Origin of the sequence: Nocardiopsis sp. NPDC007018, assembly GCF_040635075.1 — a bacterium.
GTDB lineage: Bacteria > Actinomycetota > Actinomycetes > Streptosporangiales > Streptosporangiaceae > Nocardiopsis.
The window spans coordinates 78,293-98,966 of record NZ_JBEYHA010000015.1 but is presented as its reverse complement, the minus strand read 5'-3'; the positions used below and the strand labels follow the sequence as shown (position 1 = coordinate 98,966).

At 71.8% G+C, this 20,674-nt stretch carries 17 protein-coding genes; 10 read left to right on the top strand and 7 right to left on the bottom strand.

Features of this window, described 5'->3' with window-relative positions:
* Positions 1-63: 63 nt before the first annotated feature.
* Genes ABZ635_RS11165 through rimP form a run of 3 tightly spaced genes read right to left on the bottom strand, consistent with a single transcriptional unit; the run spans position 64 to position 1,936 of the window.
* Complete coding sequence (locus ABZ635_RS11165; protein ID WP_357762413.1) at positions 64-393, bottom strand: YlxR family protein; 330 nt, start codon at positions 391-393, stop codon at positions 64-66.
* A 13-nt stretch (positions 394-406) separates the two neighbouring features.
* A complete protein-coding gene (nusA, locus tag ABZ635_RS11160) occupies positions 407-1,429 on the bottom strand; it encodes a transcription termination factor NusA (RefSeq protein ID WP_357762497.1) in 1,023 nt (340 codons plus the stop codon).
* 24 nt (positions 1,430-1,453) lie between these two features.
* Positions 1,454-1,936, bottom strand: coding sequence for a ribosome maturation factor RimP (rimP, locus tag ABZ635_RS11155; protein WP_357762410.1), 483 nt, complete (start codon positions 1,934-1,936; stop codon positions 1,454-1,456).
* A 355-nt stretch (positions 1,937-2,291) separates the two neighbouring features.
* Between rimP and ABZ635_RS11150 the strand changes: the two genes are divergently transcribed.
* Together ABZ635_RS11150 and ABZ635_RS11145 are read left to right on the top strand one after the other, a co-directional pair.
* Complete coding sequence (locus ABZ635_RS11150) at positions 2,292-2,855, top strand: hypothetical protein (protein WP_357762408.1); 564 nt, start codon at positions 2,292-2,294, stop codon at positions 2,853-2,855.
* Between the two features lie 75 nt (positions 2,856-2,930).
* A complete protein-coding gene (locus ABZ635_RS11145) occupies positions 2,931-3,416 on the top strand; it encodes a ferritin-like domain-containing protein (protein WP_357762405.1) in 486 nt (161 codons plus the stop codon).
* Positions 3,417-3,497: 81 nt separating this feature from the next.
* Here ABZ635_RS11145 and ABZ635_RS11140 read toward each other — a convergent pair whose 3' ends face one another.
* Positions 3,498-5,231 (bottom strand): proline--tRNA ligase, encoded by a 1,734-nt coding sequence (locus ABZ635_RS11140; RefSeq protein ID WP_357762494.1) that lies wholly within the window; start codon positions 5,229-5,231, stop codon positions 3,498-3,500.
* 166 nt (positions 5,232-5,397) lie between these two features.
* On the opposite strand from ABZ635_RS11140, the gene ABZ635_RS11135 reads away from it, so the two are divergent.
* The 6 genes from ABZ635_RS11135 to ABZ635_RS11110 all read left to right on the top strand — a co-directional run bounded on the left by ABZ635_RS11135 (position 5,398) and on the right by ABZ635_RS11110 (position 11,713).
* Positions 5,398-6,249, top strand: a complete 852-nt coding sequence (locus tag ABZ635_RS11135; RefSeq protein WP_357762402.1) for a fused MFS/spermidine synthase — start codon at positions 5,398-5,400, stop codon at positions 6,247-6,249.
* A 136-nt stretch (positions 6,250-6,385) separates the two neighbouring features.
* Positions 6,386-7,579: a sensor histidine kinase gene (locus ABZ635_RS11130; protein WP_357762399.1), complete on the top strand. Its 1,194-nt coding sequence runs from the start codon at positions 6,386-6,388 to the stop codon at positions 7,577-7,579.
* Positions 7,576-8,250, top strand: coding sequence for a response regulator transcription factor (locus tag ABZ635_RS11125; RefSeq protein ID WP_357762396.1), 675 nt, complete (start codon positions 7,576-7,578; stop codon positions 8,248-8,250). Before ABZ635_RS11130 ends, ABZ635_RS11125 begins: the two co-directional genes overlap by 4 nt.
* A 216-nt stretch (positions 8,251-8,466) precedes the next feature.
* The gene (locus ABZ635_RS11120; RefSeq protein WP_357762395.1) at positions 8,467-9,834 is read left to right on the top strand and encodes a cytochrome ubiquinol oxidase subunit I; all 1,368 of its coding nucleotides are present in this window, start codon (positions 8,467-8,469) and stop codon (positions 9,832-9,834) included.
* A gap of 60 nt (positions 9,835-9,894) precedes the next feature.
* Complete coding sequence (locus tag ABZ635_RS11115) at positions 9,895-10,818, top strand: cytochrome d ubiquinol oxidase subunit II (RefSeq protein WP_357762392.1); 924 nt, start codon at positions 9,895-9,897, stop codon at positions 10,816-10,818.
* 622 nt (positions 10,819-11,440) lie between these two features.
* Entirely contained in the window at positions 11,441-11,713 is a 273-nt protein-coding gene (locus tag ABZ635_RS11110) for a hypothetical protein (protein ID WP_357762389.1), read from the top strand.
* 548 nt (positions 11,714-12,261) lie between these two features.
* On the opposite strand, the gene ABZ635_RS11105 is transcribed toward ABZ635_RS11110, so the two are convergent.
* The 3 genes from ABZ635_RS11105 to ABZ635_RS11095 form a co-directional block, all read right to left on the bottom strand.
* Positions 12,262-12,531, bottom strand: coding sequence for a DUF6406 domain-containing protein (locus ABZ635_RS11105; protein WP_357762386.1), 270 nt, complete (start codon positions 12,529-12,531; stop codon positions 12,262-12,264).
* 180 nt (positions 12,532-12,711) lie between these two features.
* A complete protein-coding gene (gene secA2, locus ABZ635_RS11100; protein WP_357762383.1) occupies positions 12,712-15,018 on the bottom strand; it encodes an accessory Sec system translocase SecA2 in 2,307 nt (768 codons plus the stop codon).
* Positions 15,019-15,150: 132 nt separating this feature from the next.
* Positions 15,151-15,786: an ATP/GTP-binding protein gene (locus ABZ635_RS11095; protein ID WP_357762380.1), complete on the bottom strand. Its 636-nt coding sequence runs from the start codon at positions 15,784-15,786 to the stop codon at positions 15,151-15,153.
* A gap of 818 nt (positions 15,787-16,604) precedes the next feature.
* On the opposite strand from ABZ635_RS11095, the gene hisS reads away from it, so the two are divergent.
* Positions 16,605-17,918 carry a histidine--tRNA ligase gene (hisS, locus tag ABZ635_RS11090; RefSeq protein ID WP_357762378.1) on the top strand — a complete coding sequence of 438 codons (1,314 nt, stop codon included), beginning with the start codon at positions 16,605-16,607 and terminating at the stop codon, positions 17,916-17,918.
* A gap of 151 nt (positions 17,919-18,069) precedes the next feature.
* Complete coding sequence (locus ABZ635_RS11085) at positions 18,070-20,520, top strand: LuxR C-terminal-related transcriptional regulator (RefSeq protein ID WP_357762375.1); 2,451 nt, start codon at positions 18,070-18,072, stop codon at positions 20,518-20,520.
* Positions 20,521-20,674 lie beyond the last annotated feature (154 nt).

The window sequence follows — 20,674 nt, the reverse complement described above, 5'->3', positions numbered from 1 at the left end:
GACACAGCACTACACGCCGACCTCGATCACTTCAACCACGGGGTCGGCGCGGACATTCCAACCCTATCCGGAACCGAGTCGCGCTCGATCACGCGGGGCCTCACCAAGAAGGGACGTCACAAGTGAGACGTCCCACCCGGTGGCTCCGCCGCCGTTCCGACTCCGGAAGGCGCGGGACCATGCTCTGCGGCGTTCGGCGAGCTCCAGGCATCGCCGATCGTGGTGCAGATAGGCGCCGCGCCCCGGGAGTCGGCCTCGGGTGTCGGGCGTGATGACCGTGCCCACGGCCACCAGCCGCACGAGGTCGGACTGGACTGTCCGCGACCGACAACCCACGCACGTACGCACGGGGCGGTCAGGACCGTCAACGGCCACCCTATCGCGTCGGGACATGGGCGCGACCCGATTAACCGGCCGAAGGGGTGTCTTCGTCCCCCCGGACGGTCTCGTCGGTGTCCTCGGCCGCGGCCGCCACGGGCTCGGCGTCGGAACGGATGTCGATGCGCCACCCGGTGAGGCGCGCGGCGAGGCGGGCGTTCTGGCCCTCCTTGCCGATCGCCAGCGACTGCTGGTAGTCGGGGACGACCACGCGGGCGACCCGCGCGGCCATGTCGAGGATCTCCACGGAGTTGACCCGGGCCGGGGAGAGCGCGTTGGCGACGAACACGGCGGGGTCCTCGGAGTAGTCGACGATGTCGATCTTCTCGCCGTGGAGCTCGGCCATGACGTTGCGGACGCGGCTGCCCAGCGGGCCGATGCAGGCGCCCTTGGCGTTGACGCCGCCCCGGTTGGAGCGGACCGCCATCTTCGTGCGGTGACCGGCCTCCCGGGCGATCGCGGAGATCTCGACGGTGCGGTCCGCGATCTCGGGGACCTCCAACTCGAAGAGCTTGCGCACCAGGTTGGGGTGGGTCCGCGACAGGGTCACCGAGGGACCCCGATGGCCCTTGCGGACCTGCACCACGTAGGCGCGCAGGCGCTCGCCGTGGGTGTAGTCCTCGGTGGGGACCTGCTCCTGCGGGGGCAGGATCGCCTCCAGCTTGCCGAGGTCGACCAGCACGTTGCGCGGGTCCTTGCCCTGCTGGATGATCCCGGAGACGATGTCGTGCTCGCGTCCGGCGAACTCGCCCAGGGTCAGCTCGTCCTCGGCGTCGCGCAGACGCTGGAGGATGACCTGCTTGGCGGTCGAGGTCGCGATGCGGCCGAAGCCGGTGGGGGTGCCGTCGAACTCGCCGACGACCACGCCGTCCTCGTCGGTCTCGGTGACCCACACGACCACGTGGCCGGTGGAGCGGTTGAGCTCCACGCGGGCCTTCTTGTCGGGGCCCTCCTCGCGGTGGTAGGCGATGAGGAGGGCGTCCTCGATGGCCTTGGCCACCAGTTCGACGGCGATGTCCTTCTCGCGCTCCAGGCTGCGCAGGACGCTCATGTCAATATCCACGGGGCTCCCCCTCTAGTCCGCCGCGTCGGTGTCGGCTTCGCGACGGAATTCCACCTGGACCTTGGCCTTGGCGACGGAGTCGTAGGCCAGGGTGCGGGGCCGTCCCCTGACGTCCAGGGTCACGCCCTGGTCGTCGGAACCGGTGACACGACCGGTGAGGTCGCCGCCCTCGACGAGGGAGACCTTCACCAGGCGGCCCTGGGAGCGCCGCCAGTGGCGCGGCAGCGTGAGCGGGCGGTCCACCCCCGGGGAGGTGACCTCCAGCACGTAGGGCTGCTCGCCCATGACGTCGGAGGCGTCCAGGCTCTCGTTGACGGCCTGGCTGACCTCGCCGACGGTGTCCAGGTCGACCCCGTCGTCGGAGTCCACGACCACGCGCAGCACCCGGCGTTTGCCCGCGGGTGTCAGCTCGACGGCCTCCAGGTCCAGTCCGGCCTCGGCCAGTACCGGCTCAAGCAGCTCGGCGATGCGCTCGTTGCGCGCCTGCGCTCCCATGCGTGATTAGCCCCTCAAACGGCGAAATCCCGCCCGCTCGGCCGTGTGCCGTCGAACGGGGCGGTCCAGCTCTGTACGTAGTCTGCGTTGATTCCGCTCCGCGCCCCGCGAGGGGAGCCGAGCGCCGCGCGCCGCGTGCGGCGGCGGTCGTGGTGCAAGGGTATCCACACCTGAGCGCCGCCCAGGTCGGTACACGCGGGCGGGGCGGCCCGGGGAGGGGGCGGGGGCCCACCGGAACACCGTTCTGGCATGGGGTGTCGGCCCGGCCCGCGACCGTCTCGGGGCGTGGAAAGATGGGGGCTGACCGTCGGCGACGGCGGTCCTGTGGACACCGCGGGGCACGGGAGGAGAGCGCGTGGACCAGGGGTATGCCAGCGGTCGCACGCCGCCCGGGCTTTCGAGGAGGTCCTTCACTGCCGGGGGCCTGGCGCTCTCGGGCGTGGCCGTGACCGGAGTGGTCGCGGGCGCCGTCGGGGTGAGCGGGTGCGGCGGGGCCGACTGGTACCCGTACGACGTGACTCCGGACGTCGCCGTGCTGCGCGCGCTCATCCGCGAGAAGGAGCGGGCGGTCGTGCGCGTCGAGGCGGCGTTGGCCGGGGGGACCGGCCCCGGAGACCTCCTGGAGCGGCTGTTGGAGGACCACGCCACCCACCTGGACGCCCTGCTGGACGCCCTGCCGGAGGGGGTGGCCGCGCACGCGGAGGACGCGGAGGACGACGACGCGGACGGTGCCCCGCCCGGGGAGGACGTTCCCGTGGAGGGGGTCGCGGACACCCCCGGGCTGCGTGCCCTGGCGGCGGCCGCGACCAGCGCCCGGCTCGACCAGGCGGCGGCGGTGACCGACCCGGGCCTGGCCCAGCTCGTGAGCGCGATCGGGGCGTGCGAGGCCGGGCACGCGCACCTGCTCGCCCGGGCCTGAACGACGGCGGTCGAGCGGTCGAGGAACAACCCAGCGGCGTCCGAGCGACGTGAGGCGGAGAAGGCAGGTAGTCAGGTGAGCAAGAGCCCCGCGCCCGCACAGGGCACCCACGGCCCGGGCGCCGCGGCGTCCCCGTCCGAGGGGGGTGACCCGTCCGGCGCGGCCCTGGCCGAGGCCCTGAGCGCCGAGCACGCGGCCGTGTACGGGTACGAGTTCGTCGGCGGGGCCGCCGACGACAAGAAGCGGCGCGAACGCGCCTCGTCGTCCGCCCACGAACACAAGGCGTTGCGGGACGCCCTGCACGCGGCCTCGGTGGAGCGCGGGATGGACCCGCCCGCCGCGCTGGCCTCCTATCCGCTCCCCGAGGGGCGCGGTGACGGCGCGATGGACGGTTTCGCCGTCGGCCTGGAACACACCACGATGAGCGCCTACCTGTGGCTGAGCGCGTCGGACGACACCGACCTGCGCGTCACCGCGGCGCGCGCCCTCCAGGAGGCGACGGTGCGATCGCTGGAGTGGGACGCCGCGCTCGACCCCCTTCCCGGCTTCGAACGGGGCTGACCGCGCCCCGCCGGCGACGAACGCGGAGAAGGGGGCTCTCGCGCACCGGCGCGGGAGCCCCCTCTCGGTCCGTCCGGTGCCCTACGGGGCGCAGGCGGCCACGGTGCTCTCGACGATCTCGCCGACCGGCACGTCGGTGCGCTCACCCGTGCGGCGGTCGCGCAGCTCGACCAGGCCGTCCTTGAGCCCGCGGCCGACGATGACCACGGTGGGCACGCCCAGCAGCTCGGCGTCGTTGAACTTCACGCCGGGGGCCGCCTTGCGGTCGTCGACCAGCACGCGGAGCCCGCGCGCCTCCAGTTCGCGGCCGATCCTCAGGGCCTCCTCGACCTCGCCGCCCTTGCCGGTACCGACCACGTGCACGTCGGCCGGGGCGATCTCGCGCGGCCACACGATGCCCTTGTCGTCGTGGGACTGCTCGACGACGGAGGCGACGGCGCGCGAGACGCCGATGCCGTAGGAGCCCATGGTGACGCGCCGGGGCTTGCCGTCGGGGCCGAGGGCGTCGAGCTTGAAGGCGTCGGTGTACTTGCGGCCCAGCTGGAAGATGTGCCCGATCTCGATGCCGCGCGCGGTGTACAGGGTGCCCTGGCCGTCCGGCGAGGCGTCGCCGTCGCGCACCTCGGCGACGTCGATGGTGCCGTCGGGGGTGAAGTCGCGCCCGGCCACGAGGTCGATCACGTGGTGGTCGGGCCGGTCGGCTCCGGTCACCCAGGAGGTGCCGGTGGCCACACGCGGGTCGACGAGGTAGCGGACCTTGTTGTCGAGCAGGGCGCGCGGGCCGATGTAGCCCTTGGCCAGGAAGGTGTTGGCGGCGAAGTCGGCGTCGTCCAGGAGCGCCACCTCGGTGGGCTCCAGGGCCGCCTCCAGGCGCTTGAGGTCGACCTCGCGGTCGCCGGGCAGGCCGATGCCGAGGAGCTCCCACTCCTTGCTGCCGGGGGCGCGGGTCTTGACCAGGACGTTCTTGAGGGTGTCCGCCTCGGTGAAGTCGCGGCCCAGCTCGGCGCCGTTGAGGAAATCCACCAGGGTCTGGATGGTGGCGGTGCCGGGGGTGTGGTGCACCCGGGCCTCGGGCAGCCCGTCGACGGGGAGTTCCGCGGGGGCCGGGGTGCGCACGGCCTCGACGTTGGCCGCGTAGTCGGAGCCCGTGCTGCGGACGAAGGTGTCCTCGCCGGTGGGTGCGACCGCCAGGAACTCCTCGGAGGCCGAGCCGCCCATGGCGCCGGAGGTCGCGGAGACGATGACGTAGTCCAGGCCGAGCCGGTCGAAGATCCGGATGTAGGCGGCCCGGTGCCGGTCGTAGGACTCCTGGAGGCCCTCGTCGTCCACGTCGAAGGAGTAGGAGTCCTTCATGTGGAACTCGCGGCCGCGCAGCACCCCGGCCCGGGGGCGGGCCTCGTCGCGGAACTTCTCCTGGATCTGGTAGAGCACGACCGGGAAGTCCTTGTAGGAGGAGTACTCGCCCTTGACGAGAAGGGTGAAGAGCTCCTCGTGCGTGGGGCCGAGCAGGTAGTCGGCACCCTTGCGGTCCTTGAGACGGAAGAGGGTCTCGCCGTACTCCTCCCAGCGCCCGGTGGTCTCGTAGTACTCCCGGGGCAGCAGCGCGGGCAGCAGCACCTCCTGACCGCCCATGGCGTCCATCTCCTCGCGCACGACGCGGGCGACGTTCTCCAGGACGATCTTGCCCAGGGGGAGCCACGTGTAGACACCGGGGGCGGCGCGGCGCACGTAGCCGGCGCGGACGAGGAGCTTGTGGCTCGGCACCTCGGCGTCCGCCGGGTCCTCACGCAGGGTGCGCAGGAACAGGGTCGACATCCGCAGTAGCACGGCCACTCCTCGGTGATCGCGCCCGACAGGGGCGCGGGTTGGGACTTCTGGGGAACCCCAGGCTAGCGCTCCTTCGAGGGGGAACGCGCGCCCGTTTCCGAAGGCTCCCGGCTGCGCCTAACGTTGGGGGGATCGTGGGAAGTGAGGCGGGGGCATGGGCAGACGTGTGCGTGACAGGGTCGAGGCCGAGGAGGAGGTCTCGGTGGTACCCGGGGTGGACCTGCTCGCCGACGCGGACCGGCCCAACTCGTGGTTCCTGCTGGTGGAGGGCACGCCGCAGTCGCACGTGGACCTGTCCGACCCCGGCTACCTCGACTTCTCGTACGTACGGCGGATCGCGCACGCGGCCGACCTGGTGGCCCCCGAGGGCGAGCCGGTCGAGGCGATGCACCTGGGAGCCGGGGCCCTGACGGTGGCGCGGTACGTGGCGCACACCCGGCCGGGGTCGCGCCAGCGGGCGGTCGACGTGGACGCGGCCCTGGTGGAAACGGTGCGACGCCGGCTCCCGTGGGACCGCAGGGCCCAGCTGAGGGTGGGGATCGGCGACGCCCGGGACTGGATCGCCGCCAGGCGCGAGGACAGCGCGGACCTCATCGTGTCCGACGTCTTCTCCGGGGCCCGGACCCCGGCCCGGCTGACCTCGGCGGAGTTCTACGCGGAGGCGGCGCGGGTGCTGCGGCCGGGCGGCTTCCTGGTGGTCAACGTCGGGGACGGCTACGCGCTGGAGCACACGCGCACCCAGGTCGCGACGGTCCGCTCGGTGCTGCCGCACGTGGTGATGACCGCCGAACCGGGCATCCTGCGGGGGCGCCGGTTCGGCAACCTGGTGCTGGTGGCGGGCCACCGGCCGCTGCCCGTGGAGGAGCTGGGCCGCCGGGCCCACCGGGACCCGGAGATGGCCCGGTTGGTGGAGGGCGGGGACCTGGACCGGTTCGCGTCGGGCCGCTCCCCCGTGGCGGACGCCGACGCGGTGGACTCCCCCGCGCCGCCGACCGACATCTTCTGAGCGTCCCACCGGAGCGGAGGCCCCTGGTCCGACCGCGGACGCCTCCGGGCGTACTCCGCGGGGAGTAGGGCCCTACCCCGAAGTGTCGCCGTGGGGAGGACGGACGCGGCGGTGTGTCGGACGTACCGTCGGTGGGGTGCCAGCACTACTCTCCCGCGTCCCGCGCCCCACCCGCACCGACCTGTGGCTGGCCTCGGGCCTGCTGTTGCTCTCCTGGGGCAGCACCGCCCTGGTCGGGGTGGTCGACCCGGTCCCCGACGACCGTGACCCCTGGCCCTGGGGGTACGCGCTCGTCGTGGCGGCCTGCCTGCCGCTCCTGTGGCGTACCGCCCTGCCGCGCACGGTCGCCGTGGTCTCGGTGGTGGCCGCCACCGTCTACTACCCGCTGGGCTTCCCGGACGGCATGGTGATGCTGTGCACCGCCGTGATGCTCTACAGCGTGGTGCGCTGGGGGTACCGGGCCTTCGGCTGGACCCTGGGCATCGGGCAGTTCGTCGCCGTGAACGGTTACGAGTACCTGTCCACGGGCACCTACCGGCCCGAGGCGGTCGGCATCGTGGCCTGGGTCCTGCTCCTTCTGTGCGCGGCCGAGGTGGTGCGCTGGCGCCAGGAGTACCTGCGGGCGGACCGCGAGCGGGAGGAGGAGGCCGCCCGGACCCGTGAGGAGGAGCTCCTGCGCAGGGCCTCGGACGAGCGGCTGAGACTGGCCCGGGACGTCCACGACACGGTGGCGCACAACATCTCGCTGATCAACGTGCAGGCGGGCACGGCCCTGTACCTGATGGAGAGCCAGCCGGAGCGGGCCGCCGAGGCGCTCTCCACCATCAAGCAGACCAGCAAGGACACGCTGAGCGAACTGCGGTCCATGCTGGGTGTGCTGCGCGCGGTGGACGAGGACGGGGCCGCGCCCCGCTCGCCCGTTCCGGGGCTGGACCGCGTGCCGGACCTGGTGGAGGCCGCCCGAGGCGCGGGGCTGGACACCGGGGTGGAGGTGACCGGAGAGCCGCGGCGGTTGTCGGTGGGGACCGAGGGAGTGGCCTACCGGGCCGTCCAGGAGGCGCTCACCAACGTGGTGCGCCATGCGGGGGCGGACGGCGTCCGGGTGCGCATCGGCTACGGGCCCGACGAACTGACGGTGGAGGTCACCGACGACGGGCGCGGGACCATGGGCCCACCCGCCGAGGGCAACGGCATCACGGGCATGCGCGAACGGGCCGCGCTCGTCGGTGGGACGGTGGACGTCGGGCCCGTGGACGGGGCAGGATTCCGGGTGCGGGTGCGGCTGCCGATCGACGGTGGCCCCGCGACCGAACCGGGGGGAACGGGTTGATCCGAGTACTGCTCGCCGATGACCAGGCACTGGTGCGGGCCGGGTTCCGGGCCCTGTTGGACAGCGCGCCCGACATCCAGGTCGTCGCGGAGGCCGCGGACGGCGCCGAGGCGGTGCGGCTCACGCGCACCGAGCGGCCGGACGTGGTGCTGATGGACATCCGGATGCCGGGGGTCGACGGGCTCGAAGCCACCGGTCTCATCCTCGCCGAGCCCTCCCTGAAGCACACCCGGGTCGTCATCCTCACCACGTTCGACCTGGACGAGTACATCTTCGAGGCGCTGCGCGGCGGGGCCAGCGGTTTCCTGGTCAAGGACACCGAACCGCGCGACCTGCTCCAGGCGGTGCGGGTCGCGCACGAGGGCGAGGCGCTGCTCTCCCCCGGTGTCACCCGGCGGCTGATCGCCGACTTCGTCCGCCGTTCGGGCGGGTCCGCGACGCCCTCCACGCGGTTGGACGCGCTCACCGCGCGGGAGCGCGAGGTGCTGGCCCTGGTGGGACGCGGCATGTCCAACGAGGAGATCGCCCTGGAACTGGTGCTGAGCCCGGCCACCGCCAAGACCCATGTGAGCCGCGCCATGGTGAAGCTGGGCGTGCGCGACCGCGCCCAGCTGGTGGTGCTCGCCTACGAGACGGAGCTGGTCACCCCCGGGTGGTCTCGGGACGCCTGACGGGAGGGACGGTCGTCCGGGCCCGGGACGGAGCCGGTCGGGGCCCGGGGTGCCCCGAGGGCGCCTCCGGGGCATCCCGTACACCCCGGGGAGTAGCCGCGCCGCCCGGCTACCGCCCGGGGCGGCGCCCGGATGCCGCCCCGGAGACGATGTGCGGCACGGGGCCGTCGGCGGATGCTGTGGAGCGTTCCCACCGCCGACCGCAGAGGCACCCCGATGTTGGAAGACCCCCTCGTCCTGGCCCGGCTCCAGTTCGCGCTGACCGCCGCCACGCACTACCTGTTCGTGGCCCTTACTCTCGGCCTGGCTCCGTACATCCTTGTCACGCAGCTCGTGGCCACTCTTCGAGGGGACCGTTCACGCGTGGTCGCCGTGCGGTTCTGGGGCGGGCTCTACCTGGTCAACTACGGCATGGGGGTGCTGTCCGGGATCGTGATGGAGCTCCAGCTCGCGCTCAACTGGAGCGGGCTGCACGAGATGTTCGGCTACACGTTCGCGGCGCCCCTGGCCGTCGAGACGATGACGGCCTTCTTCGTCGAGTCGACCTTCCTCGGCCTGTGGGTCTTCGGCTGGGACCGTATGGGCCGGTGGTCGCACCTGTTCTGCTTCGCGGTGGTGACGGTGACGGCCTACTCGTCCGCGTGGTGGGTGCTGGTCTCCAACGGGTTCCTGCGCCACCCCGTGGGCTTCGAGATGGTGGACGGGGTGGCGCACCTGACCGACCCGGTCGCCCTGGTGACCAACCCGGCGGCGGTCTTCGCCTTCCTGCACGTGACCAGCGGCGCCCTGCTGGTGGGAGCCCTGGTCGTGGCGGCCGCCAGCGCCCACCACCTGTTGCGCGGGAACGATCCGCACGGGATCTTCCGGCGCGGGATGCGCTTCGCGGCGGTGACCATGACGGTGATGCCGATGGTGGTGGTGAGCTTCGGCGGCGCGCAGTTCCAGATCTTCGGTCAGGACCCGCCCACCAGTGGGCTGACCTACTCGGCCGAGGAGATCGAGGCGATCGAGAGCGCCGGGGAGAGCGCGTTCGTGTCCGCCGCCAACACCACCGGCGACGCGGTGATGATGACCGCGTGGGGCGTCATGTTCTTCCTCGGACCGGTCATGCTGCTGGCCCGGTTCGGGGGCTGGCTCGACCCCCGGCGCTGGCTCCGGAACCGGCGCTCCCCCGCCGTCACCGGCGCGGACGTCCACGGAGGGATCGCCGTCCGCACGCCCGTGGCCGCCCTGGTCCGGCTGGTGCCGTCCTGGTTCAGGCCCGGGCGCTGGGGGCTGGCGGTGCTCCTGTTCTCCCCCTTCCTCCCCTATCTGGCGAGCGTCGGCGGCTGGGTGTTCCGGGAGACCAACCGGCAGCCCTGGGTGGTGGTGCACCACCTGACCACCGCGGACGCGGTGACCCCCATGTCGCCGGTGACGGCCCTGGTGTCCTTCACGCTCTTCACGGTCGCCTTCGCCGTCCTGGCCTGCGTGACGTACTGGCTCCTGGTCCGCTTCACCCGGCTCGGACCGGAGGGCGGCCCGCTCGCCGAACCCCGCGAGGAGGAGCGGGGCGGGACCCCCGACCCCGTTCCCACGTTCTGAGCCGCGCACGCACCTTCCGACAGTCACGAGAGTCAACGGGAATCAGAGGGATCAGCCACCATGGAACTCCTGTCCGCAGCGCTCCTCGCCCTGTTCGTCGTGGGCTACCTGGTCCTGGCCGGGTCCGACGTCGGCCTGGGCATGCTCATGCCCCATGTGGCGCGCACCCCCGAGGAGCGCCGCCGCGTGGTCTCCGCGATCGCCCCCTACTTCCTGGGCTCCGAGGTGTGGCTCGTCGCGGCCGTGGGTGTCCTGGCGGGGCTCTTCCCCGCCCTCGAACACGAGATCGTCGTCGGCCTGTGGCCGGTGTTGGCCGCGCTGGCCCTGGGCTGGCTGGTCCGGGACGCGGGGTTGTGGTTCCGCGCCCGCGTGGACGGGCGGCGGTGGCGGTCCGTCTGCGACACCGCCGTCGTCGCGGGCAGCTGGACGCTGGCCCTCACCTGGGGGCTGGCACTGACCGGGTTGGCGGGCGGCGGGCTCGCGGCGGACCCGTTCACCGTTCTGGGCACCATCGCGGTCGTGGCGCTGTTCGCGCTGCGCGGCGCGGCCTTCGGAGCCGAGCGCCTGGTGGGTTCCCGGGAGGCGGAGAGCGCCGACGCGGCCGCCCGGGCGACGCGGACGCTGTCCCGCGTCGCGCTGGTCGCGGTCGCCTCGACGGCCCTGGTCGCGGTGACCGTCGACGGGCACGCTCCGGACCGGCCCTGGATCGCGGCGGTGCTGGCGGTCGTGCTGCTGGCGCTGCTGGCCGCGACCAGCGGACTGACCGGACCGATGCTGTCCCGGCACACCTCGGCCCTGGCGATCGCGGTCCCCGGCCTCCTGGTGGCTCTGGCGACCGATCTGCCCGTGTCGGGACCGCCCGGCATGACCGGGGCGTTCGTGTGGTCCATGCTGGTGCCCGTGGTTCCGGTCATGCTCCTGGGCCAGGTCTGGCTCTACCGAATGACACGCCGACCGGCCGCGTCCCCCACGTTCTTCGCCTGACCGCCAGGAGAGGACGGTGCTGGTCAGCCCGGGGACCGCCACGGGCGCCCCGCCCCGGTCCCCGCGGGTCACGGTAGGGCAAGGTTCCCGTCTTCGATTGGAAAAGCCGGACAGCGGGCACCTTCTGGGACGGGAAACTCTCCCGTGGTGCCGAACCCGCCCCCGGGTCCGGCGCGATCGCGCACGGGTGACGGCGTCGAGCCCTTGAGGAGGGACTGTGACCGACCCCCTGACCAGACCACCGAACCTGAGCGGTTGCTCCTGCGGATCGGGTTGTGGCTGCGGCTGCCAGAGCGGCGGCTCCTGCGGGTGCGGCGGCAGCTGCGGCTGACCGGTTCCGCAGGGTGCCCCGTCCGCGCGGCGCCCCCGCCGACCTGCGGGCTGTCCCTCCCCTTGGGGACAGCCCGCTCCCCCGCCCGTGGTGGGCGTCCCGGGTGAAGAGCGGACCACACTGCCGAGTCGCGACAATACGCAACGGAATGTGTACTCTATGTCACAGTGCTTTTCCTTGGGGATGAGCCGCTGCGTATCCACCCGATGGGGGCGATCAGCGATGCCGCCGTTCACGAGACCCGCGACTCGGAGGGGCCACGCCTTCGAACACGCCCGTCTGCTCAGGTGCGTGCAGGAGATAGCGGAGCGCTCCGACCGCGCCGTGCCCTGGGAGCCGGATACCGTCGGGCTCCCCGAGGCCCGCTCCGACAGCGCCCTGGCGCGCATCAACGACGTCGCCTTCTACGCCAACGCGCGCAACGAGGTCTCCGCCCTGGCCGGGGTCTGTGTGGACCTGCTGCGCCTGCACCGCCCCGACGAACGCGACCAACCGCGCTGCCAGGGGTGCCGCCTGGCCTGGCCCTGCCCCACGTTCGGCGAGATCTCCCGCCTCCTGGGCTGAGCCCGCACGGGCCCACACGCCCACATCCCGCCCCGACACCGCAACCTGATCCTCCGGACCCAGGACACGAGGGGAACGGAGCACGACACGGGAGCGGGTCAGAACACCGGGGCGGACCGCGCGCCGCCCACGACACGGGAACGGGTCAGGCCCAGGGGCGGGGGACAGCCCCTGGGACCGACGGTGGCTGACGCGACCCACCCGCGACCGGGCGGACGATGGACCCTCCCACACGTACCGGGGCGCGCCTACACACCAGACGTTAACGAGGCGCCGGTCACGCGAACACCCCCCTTCGGGTAACCGGAATGTCTCGATTACCACCGGGGAATCCCGCACGCCCGCACCGAACCGCGACCAAACCGCACCGCACGGCACTCCCGCACACGCACACGCGAACCGGATGAACGGGATAAGGGCGACGGAGAAGCCCCACCGGGAAAACCGAAGAACGCGGACGCACGGCCGCGACCAGCGAAAGGGGCTGGTCGCGGCGTTTTCGGTGGGGCTGCTACACGAACTCCCCGGGGCGCCCCCGGGGAGTCACATCAGCTAATCCGCGTAGCGATCAGATACGCACTCGGCGAATCGGCGTCAACGATTTCCGTGACCCGCCAAGCCTGACCACCGACGCTGAAAACGTCATTGACGCGCACGTCGATCATGGGCGTGGGGCGCCACTCCCGCGGACCGCCGATCTTGGCGACCGGCTCGCCGTCGTCGTCGGTCCAGAAGCTGCCTCCGCCCACGGGCCCGCCCGCGAAGCGGTCGTTGCGCCCGTAACTGATCTTCTCCTGCGCGCCGATCTCGTGGACCACCGTGGATTCAGTCCCAACCGTCTCGAATAACCTGGAAAACGCATCCATATTAACCCGCGTCCGCCAATTACACCGGCAACCAGCGGGATAGATTAGCGCTTCAGCAGACTAGCCGACAAAAGTAATGCGCGGGCCGGGACTTTGGTCCCGACCCGCGCGAGTGGCGGTTGAGCGAATTAATCAGTCACCGCTCGACGTACCCCGGCCGCCCTTGAGCCTGCCCACAAGCGTCTCCAGGGCCGAGCTGAACGGGTGGTCGTGCACCATGTAGGTCCAGGTCATCGACGGACGCTTCACACCGACCGAGCTCACGTCCAGCTCGCCGTCCACCACCTCCAGCTCCTCGAAGCTCTCGGCGGCCCGGGCCCGGGCGTCGTCCAGGAAGCCCTTGAAGACCGGAACCGCCTCACGGTTGAACTCGTCGAGCGGGTCCCTGCGACCCAGGTACCTCAGGTGGATGCCCTCACGCAGCTCCGACAGGAACGCGTTGTGGTCCGTCCACCCCCGGTCCAGGTGGTAGAGCGTGATGAGCGTGGCGGCCCGCGCGACCTCGTCGGGGTCCAGCTCCTCCACCAGCTCCCCGTGGCGCTCCGCGCGGTCCGCCGCGACGTGCCGGTCGCCCTGTCCGTCGGTGAGGACCAGCTCCCGGTGTTCCAGGACCACCTCGCGCTGCACGTCGATGAGCTTGTTGTAGCGCCAGGTGTTGCGGTGCACCTCCAGCAGCTGTCCCTCGGAGACCCGCTGCGCGTGGTCGACCATGGCCAGCCAGCCCTCGTCGGTGATCTCGCCGTCGGCCGAGGTCTGGTACCCGGTCGTCTCGGGAGCGTGGTTCACCAACAGGTCGTCGTCCATGCTGACGAAGAAGATGGAGTCGCCCGGGTCGCCCTGACGGCCCGCCCGGCCCCGCAGCTGACCGTCCAGGCGGCTACTGGGGTAACGGCCGAAGCCCATCACGTACAGGCCGCCGGTCTCCACCACGCGCTCGCGGTCGGCCATGTCGCTGCCGCCCAACCGGATGTCCGTGCCCCGGCCCGCCATCTGGGTGGAGACGGTGATCGCGCCGTAGGTGCCCGCCTCGGCGATGACGGTCGCCTCGTCCGAGTCGTTCTTGGCGTTGAGGACCACGCACTCCAGCCCTGCCTCGCGCAGCCGGTCCGCCAACAGCTCGGACTCGGCGACGTCCTGGGTACCGATCAGGATCGGCCGTCCGGTCTTGTGGATCTCCTCCACCCGGGCGACCAGGGCGTCCTCCTTCTCCTCACGCGTCGCGTACAGGCGCGTGCCGTGGTCCTCACGGACGTTCGGCTTGTTGGAGGGAACGACCGCGACCTCGAGCTCGTAGAACTCGCGCAACTGCTCCGCGACGCTCATGGCCGTGCCGGTCATACCGGCCAGCGTGGGGTAGCGCAGGACCAGGGACTGGACCGTGATCGAGTCCAGCACCTCACCGGTCTCGCTCACCGCCACCTTCTCCTTGGCCTCCACCGCCGCCTGGAGCCCGTCCGGCCAGCGCTGGAGGAGGGCGATCCGCCCCCTGGACTCGTTGATGAGCCGCACCTCGCCGTCGCGCACCACGTAGTGCACGTCGCGCTGGAGCAGCACGTGGGCGTGCAGGGCCAGGTTGACCTGGGGCAGCACCGAGGTGTCGTCCTCGGAGTACAGGTCCACCCCGTCCAGGGCCTTCTCCACCGCGTCGATCCCGGCGTCGGTGAGCTGGACGTTGCGCCCCTCGCCGTCGACCTCGTAGTGCAGGCGCGGCTTGAGGGCCCGCACCACGTCGGCCATCTCCACGTCGGCGGCCACCGCCTCGGCGGCACCGGCCAGGACCAGGGGCACCCGGGCCTCGTCGACGAGTACGGAGTCGGCCTCGTCGATGATCGCCACGTGGGGTTCGGGCACCACACGGTCGTCGACGTCGGTCACCATGCGGTCGCGCAGTACGTCGAAGCCGAGTTCGCTGACCGCCGCGTACGTGACGTCGCAACCGTACGCGCTCTTGCGCTCGGCGACGGTGGAATCCTCGCCGACGGAGCCCACCGTGACGCCGAGCATCGTGTAGAGGGGGGACATCCACTCGGCGTCACGCCGGGCCAGGTAGTCGTTGACGCTGAGCACGTGGACCCGCTTGCCGCGCAGGGCGAACCCGGCGGCGGCGAGCGTACCGGCGAGGGTCTTGCCCTCACCCGTGGCCATCTCGGCGACGTGGCCGTCGAGCAGGGCCATCACACCGAGCAGCTGTACGTCGAAGGGGCGCTCGTCGAGGGTGCGCAGGGCGGCCTCACGGCCGACCGCACACAGACTGACGAGGTCGTTCTGGGAGTAGGGAAGCTCGGCGTAGCCGAGGTTGATGGCCTTCTCCGTCAGCTCGCCGTCGCTGAGTTCTCGCAGACCCTCCTCTTCGGCCTCGATCGCCGGCAGGAGCTTGGTATAGGGCCGCAGGTCCACCGCACCGGGCTTGCCCAGTAGGCGGCGGACGCTTTCCGCCATTCGTCCGAACACCACGCCAGGGTAACGCCGGACACAAGCGAATGCTTCCCCTCGGGTGCCCGCTTGTCGGATGCAACGGGGACAGAACACCCGGCGGCGCGGACCCGTGCGGTACTCCCCCGAAGGCCCGGTCTAGTTGACGAGCTGGCGCTGGCCGCGCTGGTCGCGCTGGTGCCGCTGCCGGGCCTCCAGGGCCATGCCGTGCTTGACGAGGGTCACCAGCACCTTGACCACCGACCTGCGGTCACGCGCGTCGCAGTAGACCACCGGGACGTCCGGGGTGAGGTCCAGGGCGTCGCGCAGCTCGTCGGCGCTGTAGGCGGCCTCCGGGTCGAACTCGTTGACCGCCACGACGAAGGGCAGCCGGTACTGGCGCTCGAAGTAGTCCAGTGCCTGGAACGTGTCCTCCAGGCGCCGGGTGTCCGCGAGGATCACCGCGCCCAGGGCACCGCGCACGAGGTCGTCCCACATGAACCAGAAGCGCTGCTGGCCCGGCGTACCGAACAGGAACAGGGTGAGGTCGGTGTCCAGGGAGATACGCCCGAAGTCCATGGCCACCGTGGTGCTGGTCTTGTCCGGGGTGTGCGAAAGGTCGTCCACACCCGCGCTCGCCGCGGTCACGGCGGCCTCGGTGCGCACCGGGGGGATCTCCGACACAGCCCCGACGAACGTGGTCTTGCCGACCCCGAAACCCCCGGCGACGATGATCTTGGTGGACAGCTCGGTGGGCGCGTGAACGGTGTTCGTACTGTTAGCTGAGTGGATCACTGTTAGTCCTAGCGAGAGTGCCGGGCCTGCACGGACGGACGGAGCACACGACCCGGGCTGGAGGGGCGCGGCGTTCCCGGATGCGAACCTCCACGGAAACGACCGCAACTGGAACCTAACACCGGACGGCACTGGAATCCGGGTTTTCGACACAGTGGGGGAAGACGTCACATCCCCGACCAGTGGGCGCATACGGGCCGACGGCGGCCGACAGGGCCCCGAGGGCGCATGTCCGCCTCGTGTCAGGGAGTCCGTACTGTCCGACGAACCGTAGTCAGACAAGCACACTCCTGTACCCCGGCAGGTCGACTTTACGACATTGTGAGGGGTCATTTTCGGCCGCTTTCGGCCGCGCCGAGCCCTGTCCGGCACCGCCCCCGCCATCTACGGTGGAGAACAGGGCACCCGACCAGCGCGGCCGCAACGGACTCCTGGCACGAGGACGCGGCCGCCACGGGGCCCTGGCGGCGCCCCGGGGCGCACGACCGCCGCCGACGTCTCGCTCTTCGGCGTCGGACCGGCCGTACACCCACACTCGGGCGCTCCCCAGCCCCACCGGCCCACAACCGTCCACGTGGGCCGGTGGGAGCGGTATCGTCCCGTGTCCGCCGCCGCGCCTCGACCGGGGCCGAGCTCGGCGAACGGGTGGTGCGCACCGGCGTCCCCCGCCGTCGGCGGATGCGAAAGGAAACGACCCGGGTGCGTAGGATGGTCGGCGTCCTCCCCGTGCCGCGTCGGCCGTGGTCCGCGCGGGAACACGGGTCGAGGGACGCCTTCCGAAGCACGCCGCACACTCCCAAGGGAGCCGAGAACCCCACATGTCCGATCAGCGCGTCGTCCGCCCCACTCCCATCAGCGGTTTTCCCGAGTGGACCCCACAGGTCCGGGCCGTGGAGCAGCGCTGGCTGGACCATATCCGCGCCGGTTTCGAGTCCTTCGGCTTCGCGTCCGTGGAGACCCCCTCCGTGGAGAACCTGGACGTGCTGACGGCCAAGGGCGAGACCTCCCAGGAGGTCTACACGCTGCACCGGTTGCAGGCCGACGCCAGGGACGACTCCGACGCCAGGCTCGGACTGCACTTCGACCTCACCGTGCCCTTCGCCCGGTACGTCGCCCAGCACTTCAACGAGCTGACCTTCCCGTTCAAGCGCTACCAGATGCAGCGCGTCTGGCGCGGGGAGCGCCCCCAGGAGGGCCGCTACCGCGAGTTCACCCAGTGCGACATCGACGTCATCAACGTCGACTCGGTGCCGCTGCACTTCGACGCCGAACTGCCGCGGATCGTCCACCGGGTGCTCAGCGGGCTCGACATCCCGGCGTGGACGCTCAACGTGAACAACCGCAAGGTGCTGCAGGGCTTCTACGAGGGCCTGGGCGTCAAGGACCCGATCGCGGTGATCCGCGCCGTGGACAAGCTGCACAAGATCGGTGAGGACGGCGTCCGCGAGATCCTCACGGGCGAGGGCCTCACCACCGGGCAGATCGACCCCTGCCTGGCCCTGGCCCGCATCCGGGGCACCGGCGTCGTCGAGGAGGTCCGGGCGCTCGGGGTCACCTCCGATCTGCTGGAGGAGGGCCTCACCGAACTCGCCTTCGTCCTGGACGACCTCGCCGACCTGCCCGAGGGCAGCGTCGTCGCCGACCTGTCCATCGCGCGCGGCCTGGACTACTACACCGGCACGGTGTACGAGGCGTCGTTCGACGACGACCCCGGGTACGGCAGCATCTGCGCCGGCGGCCGGTACGAGGACCTCGCCGGACAGTTCATCCGCAAGCGGCTGCCGGGCGTGGGCATCTCCATCGGTCTCACCAGGATCTTCGCCAAGTTGGTGGCGGAGGGCCGCATCGAGGCGGGCCGGGTCTGCCCCACCGACGTGATGGTCGTGGTACCCGGCGCCGAACGCCGCGCCGAGGCCCTGCGTACCGGAGAGCTCCTGCGCGCGCGGGGGTTCAACACCGAGGTGTTCCACTCCACCGCCAAGGTCGGCAAGCAGATCCAGTACGCCTCCAAGAAGGGCATCCCCTTCGTGTGGTTCCCGCCCTTCGAGGAGGGCGGCGAGCACGAGGTGAAGGACATGGCCCGGGGCGAGCAGGTCACCGCCGACCCCGCCGCCTGGTCCCCCACCGCCTAGCAGGTTCCGTTCCGGCACGGGCGGTTTCCGACCTCCCGTGCCGGAACCGGCCATTCGCGAGACAGTTCCGGGTCCGGGTGCCAGACTGGGACAGGCTGTACTCCGTGCCGTACCTCAGGCACGGCCGATTGGTGTCCTAGTAATCGAGGCCATGTCTCCTCCTCGCCACAACCTGCCCCTGTCCGCTGGTGAGTTCATCCAGTTCGTCGGACGTGAACGCGACATCGTCGACCTGAGCCGTCTCATGGGCTCGGCCAGGATGATCACGCTGACCGGCACCGGCGGGATCGGCAAGACGCGGCTCGCGCTCCACCTCGCCGAGCGCGTCCTGCGCCGGTTCCCCGACGGTGTGCGGTTCATCGACCTGAGCGAGGCCACCACCCGCGAACAGGCGCTGCGCGCGGTCGCCTCCGGTATCCAGGCGGTCACCGGTGACGCGACCACGCTCATGGACAGCGTCATCACCGCGCTGCGCACCCAGCACCTGCTGCTGGTACTGGACACCTGCGAGCACGCCGTGGAGCCGATGGCCGAACTCTGCGAGGCGGTGCTGCGGGACTGCCCCCGGGTGCGCGTCCTGGTGACCAGCCGCCAGCCCCTGCACGTGCCGGAGGAGAACATCTGGCGGGTGCCACCGCTGTCGCTGCCCGCGCGGCCCACCCCGACCGACCCCTACGCGGCGGTACCCGCACCGATCCCCCGGCGCGACGCCCAGCGCTACGAGTCGGTGCGCCTGTTCCTCACCCGGGCCCACGCGGCCCGTTCCGGGTTCGAGATGACGCGCGAGAACTCGGGGTACGTGGCGGAGATCTGCCGCATGCTCGACGGCATGCCGCTGGCGATCGAGCTGGCCGCGGCCCGGGTCCGGGTGCTGTCGGTCCAGCAGATCCTGCGCCGCCTGGATGACCGTTTCCAGCTCCTGACCAGCGACGGCACGGGGCACCTCCCGGCACGGCAGCGGACCCTGCGGGCCGTTCTGGAGTGGAGCCACGACATGCTCGGCGACACCGAGCGGTTGCTGCTGCACCGGCTGTCGATGTTCTCCACGTGGTACCTGGAGGCCGCCGAGGACGTCTGTTCCGGCGAGGGCGTGGACGCCACCGACGTGCTCTCCCTGCACTTCTCGCTGTTGGACAAGTCCCTCGTGGTGATGGACTCCGAGATCAACGGGACGGCCCACTACCGGCTGACCGAGACCGTGCGGGCCTACGCCGCCGAACACCTGGGCGCCGACAGCGACCGGCGCTGGGACCGCTACCTGCGGTTCACCGTCGACCGGCTGGAGGCGGCGGCCAAGAGCGCCACCACCCCCCAGGCCTGGGAGGAGTGGCTGGGGCGGCTGCGCATGTACGACCACCACCGTGAGAACCACGCCCGGCTGGTCGAGTGGGCGCTCTCGCGGGGGCGCGTCGACGACGCCCTGCGGGTGTGCGTGGCGCTGCGGGCCTACTGGCTGATGCGGGAGCTGTCCGCCGAGGGCAGCAGGCTCCTGGAGGGGGTGCTGGCGCACCGGCCGGACGAGCAGGTGCCCGCGCTGCGGGCCAGGGCCCTGGCCCTGCACGCGGAACTACGGCTGGACGTGGACCCCGCACCGAGGGTCGAGACGCTCGCCTCGTGTGCCCTGGAGGCCGCACGCGCGTGTCGCGAACCGGTGGCCGCGGCCTCGGCGCTGGCCACCCTCGCCACGCTCTCGCTGCGCACGGGCGCCCTGGAGGAGGGCGAGCGGCAGGCGGCCCGGGCCCTGGACTGGGCGGGCCAGTCCGGCGACCCCATGACCGAGGCCAGCACCCGGGGCGTCCTCGCCGAGCTGGCGCGTCGGCGCAACGCCGTGGGCGAGGCGGTCGCGCACCTGGAGGGGAGCGCGAGCGCCTCGCGGGCGCTGGGCAACCGCTGGAGCGAGGCCCGGGCCCTGTACGGGCTGGGCGGGATCGCCGCCGACGAGGACGACCACGACCGGGCCCGCGCACTGTTCTCCGAGGCGCTGGAGGTCTTCGTCGAGCTGCCCTCCGCACCGCACGCCGCGCGGTGCGCCGCGGACCTGGGCCGTCTCCACCTGGCCGCCCGGGACACCCTGTCCGCGCGCGAGCCGCTCAGCCGCTGCCTGCGGGTGAGTTTCGCCTCGGGCCGCCGGATCGCGGTGGCCGAGGCCCTGGAGGCGCTGGCCGAGCTGGCCCTGGCGGAGGAGGAGCCCACACGGGCCGCCGCCCTGGCGGGAGTCGCGGCCGACCTGCGGGCCTCGCTGGACCACCCCTCGGCCGAGACCGTCCGGCTGCGTTCGGCGGTGGAGCGCCGGGTGGGCGTGGGGCGGGCCACGGAGGCGTGGAGCGCCTGGCGTTCACTGCCCCTGGAACAGGTGCGCGACCGCGCCCTGGCCTTCCCCCGGCCGCCCACGCCCCGCCTGACCGGCCCGGACTCGCTGACACCACGGGAGCGGGAGATCGCCACGTTGGCCGAGGGGGGTCTGTCCAACCGCGAGATCGCGACGCGCCTCACCATCAGCCAGGCCACCGCAGCGCGCCATATCGCGAACATCTTCAGAAAACTCTCGATTTCCTCCAGGACGCAGTTGACCGGCTGGGCTTCCACCGGTGAGACCGGCTGAACCGGGGGTGTTCGTGCCGAAGCACTTGCACAGTGCGCGTGCACCCGCTAAACCAGGAAGCCCAAGCCCTCCTCCCGAACCGATGTCTCCCGTCCCCCCGTATCCCTCGAATCCTCCGAGGTAAGCCCCCCCGACAGCCCCTACTTGTGAAGGC